Annotated in this window: 16 protein-coding genes; 11 read left to right on the top strand and 5 right to left on the bottom strand. The window is 68.7% G+C overall.

The window, feature by feature from the left end; all coding sequences use genetic code 11:
• Positions 1 to 396 (top strand): hypothetical protein (locus VHS75_RS08685; protein ID WP_329638214.1); only part of this gene is annotated, 396 nt, incomplete at its 5' end.
• A complete protein-coding gene (locus VHS75_RS08690) occupies positions 389 to 1,096 on the top strand; it encodes a Fe-Mn family superoxide dismutase (protein WP_329638215.1) in 708 nt (235 codons plus the stop codon). The genes VHS75_RS08685 and VHS75_RS08690, both read left to right, overlap by 8 nt.
• A 3-nt stretch (positions 1,097 to 1,099) precedes the next feature.
• Here the strand turns inward: VHS75_RS08690 and VHS75_RS08695 are convergent, their stop codons facing one another.
• The 3 genes from VHS75_RS08695 to VHS75_RS08705 form a co-directional block, all read right to left on the bottom strand.
• On the bottom strand, positions 1,100 to 2,398 hold the full coding sequence (locus VHS75_RS08695) for a divalent metal cation transporter (protein ID WP_329638216.1): 1,299 nt from the start codon (positions 2,396 to 2,398) through the stop codon (positions 1,100 to 1,102).
• A gap of 66 nt (positions 2,399 to 2,464) precedes the next feature.
• A complete protein-coding gene (gene copC, locus VHS75_RS08700; RefSeq protein WP_329638217.1) occupies positions 2,465 to 2,821 on the bottom strand; it encodes a copper homeostasis periplasmic binding protein CopC in 357 nt (118 codons plus the stop codon).
• Between the two features lie 23 nt (positions 2,822 to 2,844).
• Positions 2,845 to 3,423 carry a hypothetical protein gene (locus tag VHS75_RS08705; protein ID WP_329638218.1) on the bottom strand — a complete coding sequence of 193 codons (579 nt, stop codon included), beginning with the start codon at positions 3,421 to 3,423 and terminating at the stop codon, positions 2,845 to 2,847.
• A 102-nt stretch (positions 3,424 to 3,525) separates the two neighbouring features.
• Between VHS75_RS08705 and VHS75_RS08710 the strand changes: the two genes are divergently transcribed.
• From VHS75_RS08710 to VHS75_RS08730, 5 genes are all read left to right on the top strand, one after another.
• A complete protein-coding gene (locus VHS75_RS08710; protein ID WP_329638219.1) occupies positions 3,526 to 4,806 on the top strand; it encodes a hypothetical protein in 1,281 nt (426 codons plus the stop codon).
• 113 nt (positions 4,807 to 4,919) lie between these two features.
• Positions 4,920 to 5,300 carry a GntR family transcriptional regulator gene (locus VHS75_RS08715; protein WP_329638220.1) on the top strand — a complete coding sequence of 127 codons (381 nt, stop codon included), beginning with the start codon at positions 4,920 to 4,922 and terminating at the stop codon, positions 5,298 to 5,300.
• A 1-nt stretch (position 5,301) separates the two neighbouring features.
• The gene (locus tag VHS75_RS08720; RefSeq protein ID WP_329638221.1) at positions 5,302 to 6,276 is read left to right on the top strand and encodes an SPFH domain-containing protein; all 975 of its coding nucleotides are present in this window, start codon (positions 5,302 to 5,304) and stop codon (positions 6,274 to 6,276) included.
• A gap of 28 nt (positions 6,277 to 6,304) precedes the next feature.
• On the top strand, positions 6,305 to 7,300 hold the full coding sequence (locus VHS75_RS08725; protein WP_329638222.1) for an alpha/beta hydrolase: 996 nt from the start codon (positions 6,305 to 6,307) through the stop codon (positions 7,298 to 7,300).
• A 76-nt stretch (positions 7,301 to 7,376) separates the two neighbouring features.
• A complete protein-coding gene (locus tag VHS75_RS08730) occupies positions 7,377 to 9,047 on the top strand; it encodes an amidohydrolase (RefSeq protein ID WP_329638223.1) in 1,671 nt (556 codons plus the stop codon).
• A 54-nt stretch (positions 9,048 to 9,101) separates the two neighbouring features.
• Here the strand turns inward: VHS75_RS08730 and VHS75_RS08735 are convergent, their stop codons facing one another.
• The gene (locus VHS75_RS08735) at positions 9,102 to 9,380 is read right to left on the bottom strand and encodes a hypothetical protein (protein ID WP_329638224.1); all 279 of its coding nucleotides are present in this window, start codon (positions 9,378 to 9,380) and stop codon (positions 9,102 to 9,104) included.
• Between the two features lie 112 nt (positions 9,381 to 9,492).
• On the opposite strand from VHS75_RS08735, the gene VHS75_RS08740 reads away from it, so the two are divergent.
• On the top strand, positions 9,493 to 9,777 hold the full coding sequence (locus VHS75_RS08740; RefSeq protein ID WP_329638225.1) for a hypothetical protein: 285 nt from the start codon (positions 9,493 to 9,495) through the stop codon (positions 9,775 to 9,777).
• A 118-nt stretch (positions 9,778 to 9,895) separates the two neighbouring features.
• Here the strand turns inward: VHS75_RS08740 and VHS75_RS08745 are convergent, their stop codons facing one another.
• Positions 9,896 to 10,417 (bottom strand): thioredoxin family protein, encoded by a 522-nt coding sequence (locus VHS75_RS08745; RefSeq protein ID WP_329638226.1) that lies wholly within the window; start codon positions 10,415 to 10,417, stop codon positions 9,896 to 9,898.
• A gap of 179 nt (positions 10,418 to 10,596) precedes the next feature.
• Between VHS75_RS08745 and VHS75_RS08750 the strand changes: the two genes are divergently transcribed.
• The 3 genes from VHS75_RS08750 (at position 10,597) to VHS75_RS08760 (ending at position 13,145) form a co-directional block, all read left to right on the top strand.
• Positions 10,597 to 11,553: a CsgG/HfaB family protein gene (locus VHS75_RS08750; protein ID WP_329638227.1), complete on the top strand. Its 957-nt coding sequence runs from the start codon at positions 10,597 to 10,599 to the stop codon at positions 11,551 to 11,553.
• Positions 11,554 to 11,638: 85 nt separating this feature from the next.
• The gene (locus tag VHS75_RS08755) at positions 11,639 to 12,133 is read left to right on the top strand and encodes a pyridoxamine 5'-phosphate oxidase family protein (protein WP_329638228.1); all 495 of its coding nucleotides are present in this window, start codon (positions 11,639 to 11,641) and stop codon (positions 12,131 to 12,133) included.
• Between the two features lie 298 nt (positions 12,134 to 12,431).
• Complete coding sequence (locus VHS75_RS08760) at positions 12,432 to 13,145, top strand: Crp/Fnr family transcriptional regulator (protein WP_329638229.1); 714 nt, start codon at positions 12,432 to 12,434, stop codon at positions 13,143 to 13,145.
• Positions 13,146 to 13,225 lie beyond the last annotated feature (80 nt).

Consider the following 13,225-nt stretch of genomic DNA (forward strand, 5'->3'; position numbering starts at 1 on the left):
CGCGTGGCGGGGTTCGGGCGTCAGCTGGTCCGCGCCCTGGCGCCGCGCGAGGCGGGACCCGCCGGGCCCAGGCTCTATTCCGGGCCGGACGATGCGCGGTTCCAGCGCCTGCGCGCGCTCATGGAGCGGGACTGGACCCCAGGCCTGGCGCGCCGGCTCGGGATCGCCCCGGACGACCTGCCGGTGATCTGGGACGCCGACCTCCTGCTCGGGCCAAGGACACCGCTGGGAGATGACAGCTACGTACTTTGCGAGATCAATGTCAGTTCGGTCTTTCCGATTCCGGACGAGGCGCCGGAGGCGCTGGCCGAAACGACACTGAAGCGGCTTACCGCGGCCAAGCGGCCGCGCCGCCGAGAAGCCCCGACCTTGTCCACGGAGAAACCCCATGACTGAACCCACCCTCGACCGCCGTATGCTGCTCGGCGGCGCAGCCCTCGCCGGCGCAGCGGTCGCCGCCGCCGCCGCGACCGCCGTGGCCCAGCCCGCGCCGCCGGCCGCGGCGGGGTTCGCCCAACAGCCCCTGCCCTTCGACCCGAAGGCCGTCCCGGGGCTCTCGGAAAAGCTGCTGGTGAGCCACCACGACAACAACTACGTGGGCGCCGTGAAGCGGCTGGGCGCCATCCGCGCCGAGTTCGGCAAGCTGGATCCGGCCAGCGCGCCGGTGTTCGAGGTCAACGGGCTGAAGCGCGAGGAGCTGATCGCCTGGAACTCGATGATCCTGCATGAGGTCTATTTCAGCGGCTTCGGGCCGTCCGCAGCGCCCAGCGCGCCGCTGGCGCAGGCCGTGGAACGCGACTTCGGCAGTCTCGACCGTTGGGCCGCGGAGTTCTCCGGCATGGGCAAGGCGCTGGGCGGCGGCTCGGGCTGGGTGATCCTGACCTACAGCCGCCACGACGCGCGTCTGGTGAACAGCTGGGCCTCCGACCATACCCAGACCGTGGCCAACGGCGCGCCGCTGCTGGTGCTCGACATGTATGAGCACGCCTATCACATGGACTATGGCGCGAAGGCCGGCGACTACGTGAACGCCTTCATGAAGGCCGTGTCCTGGCGCCACGCCAACGAGGTGTTCCGGAAGGCCAGCGCGGCCTAGGCGCTACTTTCCCCAGGTCGCGAAGAGGCCGATCGCCGCGGCGGCCATCACGGCGGTGGAGAGCCAGCCCACGATTTTCAGGCCGCGGCCGAGCTTGAAATCGCCCATGGCTTCCTTGTGGCTGGAGAGGTGCATCATCAGCGCCATCACCGGCACGGCGACCACGCCGTTGATCACCGCGCTCCAGAACAGCGCCTTGATCGGGTCAATAGGGCTGTTGTTGAGCAGCACGCCCAACAGCGTGGCGACGGCGATGGCGGCGTAGAAGGCCTTGGCGCGCCGCGGCTTGCGCGCCAGGCCCACATGCCAGCCGAGGGTCTCGCCCAGCGCATAGGCCGAGGAGCCCGCCAGCACGGGCAGGGCCAGGAGGCCGGTGCCGATGATGCCGATGGCGAAGATCGTGAAGGCGAAGCGCCCGGCGATGGGGCGCAGGGCCTCGGCGGCCTGGGATGAGGTCTGGATGTCGGTGATCCCATGGGCGTGCAGGGTGGCCGCCGTCGTCAGGATGATGAACAGGGCCACGGCATTGGAGAATCCCATACCGATGTAGGTGTCCCAGCGGATACGGCTGAACTCGGCCGTCGCCTGTTCGGGGGCGCGCTCCAGCGGCTTGGCGTCGGTCCGCTCCTTGACCTCCTCGACCTCCTCCGCCGCCTGCCAGAAGAACAGGTAGGGGCTGATGGTGGTGCCGAGGATGGCGACGACCACGGTCATGTAGGCCGGGGTGAAGGTGATCTGCGGGATCACCAGGCTCCTGGCCACCTCGCCCCACGGCGTGTGGACGACGAACACCACGCCCACATAGGCGAACAGCGACAGCGTCAGCCACTTCAGGATCGAGACGTAGCGGGAGTAGCGGGAGAACACCTCCAGCAGCACGGTGACCAGGCCGAAGAGGGCGGCGTACACGAGCTGCGGCCCGCCGATCAGCAGCTTCAGCGCCGCGCCCATGGCGCCCAGATCGGCGCCCAGGTTGATGACGTTGGCGATCACCAGCAGGGTGACGATCGAGGCGACCACCGGGGTCGGATAGTGCTTCTTCAGGTTGCCGGCGATGCCGCGGCCGGTGACCCGCCCGATGCGCGCGCTGATCTCCTGGATGGCGCACATCAGCGGCCAGGAGAACAGCATCACCCAGCTGAGGCCGAAGCCGAACTGGGCGCCGGCCTGGGAGTAGGTGGCGATGCCGCTGGGATCGTCGTCCGACGCGCCGGTGATCAGGCCGGGGCCCAGCACCTGCAGGAGCTTCGGCCGCTCCGGCTGCTTGACGTCCGGATTCGGGGCGGCGGCGCGTTCGGTCATCTGGGTCAGCTCCCCTTTCGAGCCCAGCCGGAACGCACCTCCGCCGTTCTGGCTCCGCTGGGGAGCCTATTTCACGGTAAAGCCGAAGTCGCCGTCGGTTTCGTGGCCGTCCTCGGTCTTCATGTGCCACTTCACCCTGTAGGCGCCCGCGGCCAGAGAGCCGGTGAAGGGCACGGTCACGACGCGCTTGGTCTTGTCGAGCGCCATCGGGCCGGTGGCCACCGCCGCGCCCCCGGGGCCGGCGACCTTCACGCTCGAGGCGGCGGGGACCAGCTCTTCGCTGTAGTGCAGGGTCAGCGCCTTGGGCGCGGCGACGGTGGCGCCGTTCTTGGGCGAGCCGGTGATCAGCCGGGCGTGGGCGGAGGCCTGGCCGGCGAGAGCCAGGGCGGCGACGGCGACGAGGGCGAGGACGGTCTTGTGCATGAGGGGTCTCCTGGGTGAGGCCGTCAGGTCGCCGGCTTGGCTTCGTACTTGCCCTGCTTGGCCTTGATGTCGGCCGGCCAGTCGGGCAGCGGATTGCCCTGGGCGGGGCCGTTGGCCTTGATGCCCGGGTCGATCACGTACTCTTTGTGGCAGGCCGTGCAGATCAGATAGACCTTGGCGCCCTCGTCGTAGACGCCCTGCTTGTCGTGCTTCTCGGCGGCGGCCTTGGCCAGGATCGCCTCGGCGGTGAGCTGTTGGGCGAACTTGTCGAAATCGGCTTCCGGCGCCCGCGGGCGGCCCGGCAGCTGCAGGGCGTTGCCGGCCTCGATCAGCACGGCGGCGGCGGTCTCCATGGACTCCCAACCCTCGTCGGTGGTCGGCGTCAGGTCCTTGGTTCCCTTGCCCGTCTCTTCGGTGCCCGAGCCCTTCCAGTAGGCGAAAGAGGCCGGGTCGACCACGTGGCCCATGAACTCCTTCATGTCCAACGCGTCGACGTTGTACTTCGCCTGGCTGGCGGGCGCGGCCGGTTTCTGCGGCGAGCAGGCAAGCATCAGCGACACGGGAAGGGCGGCGCAGGCCGCGAGCGTGAGAAGGCGTTTCAAGGGAGTCCCCCGGATTTTCACTGTCGGAAGCCATACTTTGCCAACTGGGTCCGTGTCCGGTTAAATACGGTCTCTCAGGGGTTACATAAGGTTACAGTTACATTGTCCGAGGCGGCCAGGGAGCAGGCAGGCGACGAGATCGCCGAGCTGGCCGCGCGGCTGCGGGCGCGCCAGGCGCTGGGCCGTTCGGACGGCCAGAACCGGTTGTTCGACTTCCTGGCGGAATGCGCCGTGGCCGGCGCGCGGCCCAAGGAGTTCGAGGTGGCCGCCGCGGTGTTCGGCCGCTCGTCCGCCTTCGACGGCTCGCAGGACGCCTCGGTGCGGGTGGCGGTGCACCGTCTGCGCCGCAAGCTCGACGACTTCTACGCCGGCCCTGGCCGCGACGAGACGGTGCGGCTGACGATCCCCAAGGGGGAGTATCGCATGGTGGCCGAGCCGCGGGCCGCCGAGCCGCCGGCCGCGCCGATCGTCGCGCGCTCGATGCGAGCCTACGTCATCGCCGGGATCGCGGCTCTCATCCTGCTGAACCTGGCGGCCTGGGCGGCCTTTTGGATGACCCATGGCGCCGAGCGGCCCCTGGCCCGGGCGCAGAGGGCCGCGCCATGGAGCGCCGTCCTCAAGTCGCCGACGCCGACCCTGCTGGTGATCGGCGACTACTACATCTTCGGCGAGATCGACGAGGCCGCCGGCGTCGACCGGCTGATCCGGCAATATTCGATCAATTCGGCGTCGGACCTCGACGACTGGCTGATGGACAATCCCAAGGCCATGGGCCGCTACCGCGACTTGGATCTCTACTACCTGCCGGTCGGCGCGGCGTTCGCCCTGCGCAGCGTGGCGCCCCTGCTGTCGGCGGGCGCGGCGCATGCGGACAATGTGCGCGTGGTGATGGCCTCCGACCTGACGCCGGAGATGCTGAAGCGCAACAACATCGTCTATGTCGGATACCTGAGCGGCCTGGGCGTGCTGCGCAATCCGGTGTTCGCCGCCTCGCGCTTCTCGGTCGGCGAGACCTATGACGAGCTGGTGGACGGCCCGACCCGTCACATCTACCGCAGCCAGGAGGGCGGGCCGAGCCAGGGCGACGCCAGCCGCCGCGACTACGGCTACGTGGCCGCCTTCCAGGGCCCGTCCGGCAACCACATCGTGGTGATCGCCGGCGCCCGCGACACCGGCCTGCAGCAGGCGGCCGAGGCCATGGCGAACCCACAGACGCTGAAGGCGCTCGCCCAGACTGTGAAGACCAAGGACAATTTCGAAGGTCTTTACGAAGTCGACGGCATCGGCCGTTCCAGCCTGGGCGGACGGCTGGTAGTCGCCGCGCCGCGGACCAAGGTCGATCCCTGGACCGCCCAGCCCAACCTCAGCTTCCCGCAGGGCTGATCTCCTCTCCCCCGGCGAAGCCGAGAGGGAGAGGTGTCACGCCTACCAAACACCGTTTGACAGCCCTCGTCGTCGGCGTATTGTATGAGTGTATGCATACACAGGCGCAAATATTGGCCGCGCTGCGGCTGGGGGACTCCGGCGTCCCGATCTATGTGCAACTGCGCGAGCAGTTCCTGCGCGCGATCGGCGCCGGCGTGCTCAGCCCCGGCGACCAGATGCCGACCATGCGCCAGGTGGCTGTGGCCCTGAAGGTCGACCTGAACACCGTGCGCCGCGCCTACGACGAGCTGGAACGGCTGGGCGCGCTGGAGCTGGTGCGCGGGCGCGGCAGCTTCGTGGCTGTGCCGCCGCCGGCCATGCAGGGCCACGAACACGAACGGGAAACCGAGAACCTGGCGCGCCAGACCCTGGCCGCCGCCGCTGCTCTGGGGGTCGACCCCCTGGCGCTCGCGGATCGCATCGCGGCGCTCGCCGCGCAAAAGGAGACCTAAGATGAGCAACGCCTACATTCCGGGCGTGACCTTCCCCGCCGGCAGCTTTCGCCGGCGCGGGAGCAATGGGCTGGCGACGCTGATCGCCGTCGTCCTCGTCGGCTTCGCGGCGTTCTCCTTCCAGGAGGGGGTTCGCAGCGGGTTCAGTCTCTACTTCTGGCTGGGCGGGGGTCTGCTCCTCTTGGGCGTGCTGACGCCCATGTCGATGAAGATGGCCAACCAGTGGGAGCGCGCGGTGGTGCTGCGGCTGGGCAAGCTGCAAGGGGTCAAAGGGCCGGGGCTGTTCTTCATCGTGCCGGTCATCGACGACGTGTCGTCCTGGCTCGACCAGCGCATCCAGACCACCGAGTTCAACGCCGAACAGGCGCTCTCCAAGGACACCGTGCCGGTAGATGTGGACGCCGTGGTGTTCTGGCAGATCCACGATCCCGAGCGCGCCGCGCTGGAGATCACCGACTATCGCTCGGCGATCAGCCGCGTGGCCCAGACCTCGCTGCGGGAAATGGTCGGCTCGTCCCTGCTTTCCACCCTGCTCTCCGACCGCAAGCACGGCGACGAGCTGCTGCGCGAGGAGATCGGGCGCAAGACCGCCGACTGGGGCGTCACCGCCATCAGCGTCGAGATCCGCGACATCGGGGTGCCCGACGCCCTGCAGGACGCCATGAGCCGCGAGGCCCAGGCCCAGCGCGAGGCCGCCGCGCGGATCCACCTGGGCCAGGCCGAGCTGTCGGTGGCGGAGAAATTCGTCGAGGCCGCGGAGATCTACGCCCGCAGCCCGGCGGCCCTGCAGCTGCGCGCCATGAACATCATCTACGAGACCACCAAGGAACGCGGGGCGACCATCCTGATGCCCAGCGCCATGGTCGACGCCATGAACCCCGGCGGCTTGCTGGGACTGGTGAGCGCCGCCCAGGCCGGCCAAGTCCCGCCGCCGCCGGCTCCGCCGGCGCCGCCCGCTTCACGCACCCGCCGCTAGCCGGCCGCCAGGGCCGGAGGGGACGACGATGATGTTGCGCAGACTGACGATCTGGATCGCCTGCCTGACTGTGGCGATGCTGACGATGGCCATGGTTCTGGCCAGCGCCGCCCACGCCGAGGAGGGGACCGCGAAGGGTATGGAACGGGAAGTCACTGTCGATGGCGGAGCCGCGCCGCTCTACGGCTCCCTGCTCGCGCCGGCCGTCGCCCGGCCCGGGCCGGCGGTGCTGCTGATCGCCGGCTCGGGGCCCACCGATCGCGACGGCAATTCGACGGTCCCCGGCGTCAGGCCCGCCAACCTCAAGCTGATCGCCGACGGGCTCGCGGCCGCGGGCGTGACCAGCCTGCGCTACGACAAGCGCGCCATCGCCAAGAGCGCGCCCGCGGCGGTGCGCGAGGCGGACATGCGTTTCACCACCGCCATCGACGACGCGGTGCTGTTCGCGCGCCTCCTGAAGGCCCAGCCGGGGGTGACCTGCGTCATCCTGCTCGGCCATTCAGAGGGTGCGCTGGTCGCCGCCCTGGCGGCGCAGAAGATCGAGACCTGCGGCGTGATCGAAGTGTCCGGCGCGGGCCGCCCGTTCGGCGTGGTCATCCGCGAACAACTGGCCGCCCAGAACCTGCCGCCGCCGCTCATGGCCCAGATCGAAACGGGTCTGACGGACCTGGAGCATGGGCGCCAGATCGCGAATATTCCGGGCCTGGAAGCGTTGTTCCGGCCCAGCGTACAGCCCTATCTCATCTCCCAGCTGACCCTCGATCCGGCCAAGGCGCTGGCGGCGGTCAAGGCGCCCGTCCTGATCCTGCAGGGCGACAACGACGTACAGGTCTCCGTGCAGGACGCTCGACTGCTGGCGGCGGCGCGGCCCGACGCCAGGCTGGTCATCGTGCCGGGCATGAACCACGTCCTGAAAAGCGCGCCGAACGACCGCGCCGGCAATATCGCGACCTACGCCGATCCCGGCCGTCCGCTGGCGCCGGGGGTGACGCAAACAATCGTGGCTTTCGTGAAATCGGCGTAGCATCGACCCTCCGCGAGACGCCGAAGGAATGCAGCAGCCGATTGCCGCCAGCCCTGCGCGGGGCTAGCTAGGCCGTATGCGCACATTCGCCCTCGGCCTTCTCGCCACCGTCGCCCTCGCCGCCCCGCTGGCGGCGTCCGCAGCGGCCCCCGCCGCCGACCTCGTCATCTGGGGCGGGCCGATCTACACGGCGGTCGACGCCAAGCCGAAGGTCGAGGCCGTCGCGGTCAGCCATGGACGGATCGCCTACGCCGGCGGCAAGGCCGGCGCCCAGGCCCTGGTCGGCCCCAAGACCCAGGTGATCGACCTGAAGGGCTCGGCGCTCTTCCCCGGCTTCACCGACGCCCACGCCCACCTGAGCGAGATCGGCAAGCGCGAACTGACGCTGAACCTGGAGGGCTCCAAGTCGGCCGCCGAGGTCACCGGCCGGCTCAAGACCTATATGGCCGAGCACCCGGGGGTCCGCGTGATCGAGGGCGTGGGCTGGATCGAGACCGGCTGGCCGGAAGGCCGCTTCCTGCAGCGCTCGGACCTCGACGCCGTTGCGCCGGACGTGCCCGTGCTGCTGCATCGCGCCGACGGCCATGCGCTCACCGCCAACACGGCGGCGCTGAAGGCGGCCGGGATTGACGAGACCACCGCCGTCCCCGCCGGCGGCCAGATCCTGAAAGGGCCGGACGGCAAGCTCACCGGGATGCTGGTGGACAACGCCATGCGCCTGGTGGCCGGCGTGCACCATGCGCCGACCCGCGAGGAAAAACTGGCCGCCTATCGCGCGGCGTTCCGCGTCGAGACCGCCTACGGCTGGACGGGCATCCACTACATGAGCGTCGCCTGGCCCGACGTGGCGCTGATGGAGGAACTCGACAAGTCCGGCGAGGCGACCTTGCGGGTCTACAACATGGTCGACGCCGCCGAGGCCGGGCCGCTGTTCGCCGGCGGGCCGCGCGCCACGCCGGACGGGCGGATCACCACGCGCGGCATCAAGCTCTACATGGACGGCGCGCTCGGTTCGCGCGGCGCGGCCCTGTTCGAGCCCTATTCCGACGCGCCGGGCCTGAAGGGGACCTTCATCACCGAGCCGAAGGTGATGGCCGGCTATCTGAGCCAGGCCCTCGCCAAGGGCATCCAGGTCTCTACCCACGCCATCGGCGACCGCGGCAATGCGACGGCGCTGGACCTCTATGAGCAGGCCTTCAAGGCCGACCCCGCCAAGGGCAGAGCCGCGCGCTGGCGGATCGAGCACGCCCAGATCCTGCGGCCGGTCGACATCCCGCGCTTCCAGGCCGACGGGGTGATCGCCTCCATGCAGCCCAGCCACGCCATCGGCGACTTCCACTTCGCCCCGGCGCGACTGGGAAAGGATCGGCTGAAAGGCGCCTATGCCTGGCAGAGCCTGCTGAAGTCCGGCGCCGTGGTGGTCGGCGGCTCCGACGCCCCGGTGGAGCGTGGGGCGCCGCTGATCGAGTTCTATGCGGCGGTGGCGCGCAAGGACCTGAGCGGCTTCTCCAACGCCGACTGGCATCCGGAAGAGGCGCTCACGCGCGCCCAGGCGCTGAAGCTGTTCACGGCGTCAGCCGCCTATGCGCGGTTCGCGGAGAAGGATCTGGGGACCATCAGCGTCGGCAAGCGCGCCGACCTCTCCGGCTTTTCGGTCGACCTGATGACCGCGCCGGAGGCGGCGATCCCCAAGGGCCATGCCGTGCTGACCGTGGTCGACGGCAAGGTGGTCTACGACAAACGATAGCTTGCAAGGCGCGGCGGGGCGCCTGGGCCCCGCCGGCTCGAAATTCAGTCGGATCTAGTCGTCGCCGTCGGTGATGTCGGCGATGCCGCCGCTCATCTTTTCACCGAAGGCGGTGTTGACGACCTTGCCCTTGTCGATCTGGCCCGGGTGGGCTTTCCCGTCATCGACCTTCGCGGCGTGCGTCCTGCGCCTGTCGTCCCCGTCGGCGATGTCGGAGAGATGGCCGTCCATCTTCTCGCCAAAGGCCGAGTTGACGACCGTGCCCTTGTCCTTCTGGTTCGGCCGGGCTCGCGGGCCGTCGGTGGTCTTGGGATCTTCCGGGGTCTCGGCCATGGGGAATTCTCCTCCTCTTGAGCCACCAGCTTATGGGCCCTGCCCTGCGCTTTCAACTCGCGCGGCGTTGCGAAGGCGCGCTAAGCCACCCGCGCTCAGCAAGGAGGCAGGAATGGCGGCAGGGTGGCTGATCGCGGTGCTGGTGGAGATCGCCGGCGAGCCCAAGGCCCTGCGCCACTACTTCGCTGTCGGTCACGAGGACCAGGGCAAGGCCGAATGGACCGCCGTCGATTGGGCGCAACGCACCGGCCGCGTGGCGTCCAGCCCGGTCGGCGGCGAGGAGCCGGTGCAGGCGGTGCGCGCGCTGACGGAGGCCAAGATGAAGGTTCTGGGCCTGGCCCAGGGCGAGGTGCGCGAACTGGGCTGGCGCCATCCGCGGCGTTGGCTGACGGGTTAGGCTTCTAGAGCGCGTCAGGGTGAAGTGGAAGCCGGTTCACCCGTCCGACACGCTCTAAACCTTTGAAGATAGACCCTTCTCGTCCGGTTCAGGTGGAAACACCTGAACCGGGAAGGGTCTAACGCGCCCACTGCGCGAGCCAGTCGGCCAGGGCCTGCGGCGTCATGCTGCGCGCGTCCTGCAGGGCCGAGACGCGGCCCCCGTCCAGCAGCTTGTCGGTCGTGGGATCGACGACCAGCAGCGCCGGCACGCCCTCTAGTCGCTCGGTGATGCCCCAATGGGCGGGGACCTGCAGGTTCTTGTCGAAACGGCCGACGTCCACGAGGACGGTGACGTAGTGCTTGTCGAGGAAGGCCTTGAACTCCGGCCGGTCCATGGACGCCGACAGGATCCGGCAATCACCACACCAGTTGCCGCCCAGGTCCACCAGCAGCAGTTTGTGTTCGGCCCGGGCGCGCGTCTTGGCGCGGGCGACCGCGGCGTTGGCGTTGGCGTCGGCCGCGTCGTTGTAGGGATAGGGCAAGGGCGTCTGCAGCTGGGCGAAACTGTCGATGGCGATCTTCGGCGGCGTGACCGGCGCGGCGGCGGCGGGGCCGGCCAGCGCCAGGGCCGCCGACGCGGTGACAAGATATCGGAACATACGATCTCCTTGGGCGGCACACTTAAGGTCGCCTTGGGCGACGCTCAAGGCCACGCTGCGCTTCGGCGAAGGGAAAAACGTCCGATGTCTGCTCGCCCCAAGGGCGACTTCAATTGAAGCAGCGCCCTGCGAGGTATAGATTGCCGCGGTTAACTTTGATCGGCTTTCGGGGGGCAAGGATGCGCAGACTTTCGTCACTCGCCAGCGCCGTGGGCCTCGCCGCCGTCCTCTGCGCCCAGCCGGCGTCCGCTCAGTATGGCACGGACAAGAAGAAGCCCGAGGGCACGCCGGAACTGCCACAGTGCGACAAGCCGCTGGGCCGCGCGGCGATCAAGGAGCCGCAGCGCGACTGGTGGACGGGGCTCGGCCTCTCCAATCCCGAGACCTTGCTGAAGCTGTTCGCCTCCCGCTCCAACTGCCTGCGGATCGTCGACCGCAACGCCGGCCTGGCCATGCGCAACGAAGAAACCGCCCTGGGCGCGAGCGGCGACCTGCGGCGCGGCTCCAACATCGGCAAGGGCCAAGTCGCCGGCGCCGACTTCTTCATCGTGCCGGACTTGGCCAACTCCAACGCCAATGCCGGCGGCAACAATCTGAGCGGGGTGGGTAACAGCTTCGGGCGCCGTCTGGGGGGCTTTGGGGCGCTGGCCGGCAGCATCAGCACCAAGCGCTCCGAGGCCCAGGCGCTGATCACCCTGGTGGACGCCCGCTCCACTGAGCAGCTCTATGTGGCCGAGGGAACCGCCCAGAAGACCGACATCTCGTTTGGCGCCGGCGGCGGCAGCTATGGCTGGAGCGGCTTCGCCGCCCTGGCCGGCGGCGGCTATTCCAACACCGACATAGGCAAGGTGGTGACGGCGGCCTATTTCAACGCCTTCGTCGACCTCGTCCACTATATGCAGAAGGACGCGCCGACCGGCGAGCAGGCGAGCCAGGCGGCCGGCATCCAGGCCTACACGGTCAAACAGGCGATCGTGATGCGCAAAACGCCGTCGCCGCAGGCGGCGCAGGTGCGCAGCTTCAAGATCGGCGACATGGTTTATCCCACCGGCCAGAAAAACGGCATCTGGTGGGAAGTCGACGACGAAAACGGCAATCGCGGCTGGGTGTCATCGGCAATGATTGCGACGCACTGACGGGAGTGCGGGAACGGGGCTGGCGCGGCAGCGTCGTCCGTCGAGAGACGGCGATCTGCGCCAGGACAACATCGGGGCGGGGTCCATGAACAAGGTCGTGCACGGCGGCGACGCCATACTTCAGCGCCTATGGGACGCGATCGCCGCGCAGCGCATGGGCATGCTGGGGCTCACCAAGTCCGGGCTGCACGCCCAGCCGATGCTGGCCTTCGTCGAACGGCGGCGCAAACGGCTGTGGTTCATCGCCCGGACCGACACCGAGATGGTTCAGAGCATCGGCGATGGCGGCAGTTGCGCCTTCGTCTTCCAGGACGGCGATCTGATGGCCTCCATTGGCGGAGCGCTGAGTCTGGTGGACGACCGGCGGCGCATGGCGCGCTGCTGGAACGCGGCGGTCGCGGCCTGTTTGCCGGAAGGCCGACACGATCCCAAGCTGACCATGCTGAGGATGGACTGCGTCGAGGCCGAGGTGTGGATCTCCGGCGTCGGATTGACCAAGTTCGCCTGGGAAGTCGCCTGGGGCGCGGCGCCGCTGAAATTGCTTGAGATGACCGGCCGGGCGCAAGCCACCCTTCACTAGTCGCTTTGATCGGATCGCGACGCACACTCGAATAGTGATTCGAGCGACATCAGGCCGAGGCCGAGTGAATCTGGTCGGCGCAGGGCGCGCGTGGATGTCTTCAGCTATTTGAACGTCGACCATCCGACACCCACAGCAGGTCGCAGATGGCTGTAAATCTCTGCAGTTTCATCATTTCTTCGAAGTATTTCTGATTTTTGCCATTTCTCCTGGCTGAAGTGTCGAGTCCTCGACAGTCCAGAGCAAATCGCATCGATAACTTGAAACCCAAGCCGGACGGCGACGTTTCGATTCCCCGATGCAAAGGCTCCTCACCCAGGTGCACAACCGATTGCTCGCTTCGTTGTCGCCCGAAGACTATGGGCTCTTGGCCCCTCACCTGGCCCAGATAGACCTCGAGCGGGGGCGGCTGCTCTACGATCCCGGCGACCGGATCGACGTGGTCTACTTCCCCCACGACGGGGTGATTTCGCTGATGACCCTGATGGAGAACGGCGCGGCGATCGAAAGCGCCACCATCGGCAGCGAGGGCGCGCTCGGCCTGATGGCCGCCGTCGCGCCGCGCCAGTCTTTGTCGCGGGCCATCGTCCAGACGCCCACCCGCGCCGCCCGGATCGGCGCCGCGCAGCTGCACGAGGCCTGGGACAAGAGTCCGCGGATCCGCGACGTGGTCGACCGCCACAGCGAGGCGCTCTACGGCCACGCCATCCAGTCGGTGGCCTGCAACGCCCTGCACTCGGTGGAGGCGCGCTTCTGCCGCTGGCTGCTGACCTGCCATGACCGGATCTCCAGCGACACGGTGGCGCTCACCCAGGAGTTCCTGGCCGACATGCTGGGCGTGCAAAGGACCACCGTGACTGCGGTCGCCCGCACCCTGCAGGCCAAGGGCGCGATTCGCTATCGCCGCGGCGTCGTCGACATCGTCGACCGCGGCGTCCTCGAGCAGCTGGCCTGCGAGTGCTACGGCGTCATCCGCCGCAACTACGAGCGGCTGTTGCCGGAAGAGGCTTAAGCCCTTCCCTTCCCACTTGTGGGAAGGGGGGACCATTGGCCGAAGAGCCGATGGTGGGAAGGGCAAGCCTCAAGCTCTGC

It is taken from the genome of Phenylobacterium sp., from assembly GCF_036264965.1.
Classification (GTDB): Bacteria; Pseudomonadota; Alphaproteobacteria; order Caulobacterales; family Caulobacteraceae; genus Phenylobacterium.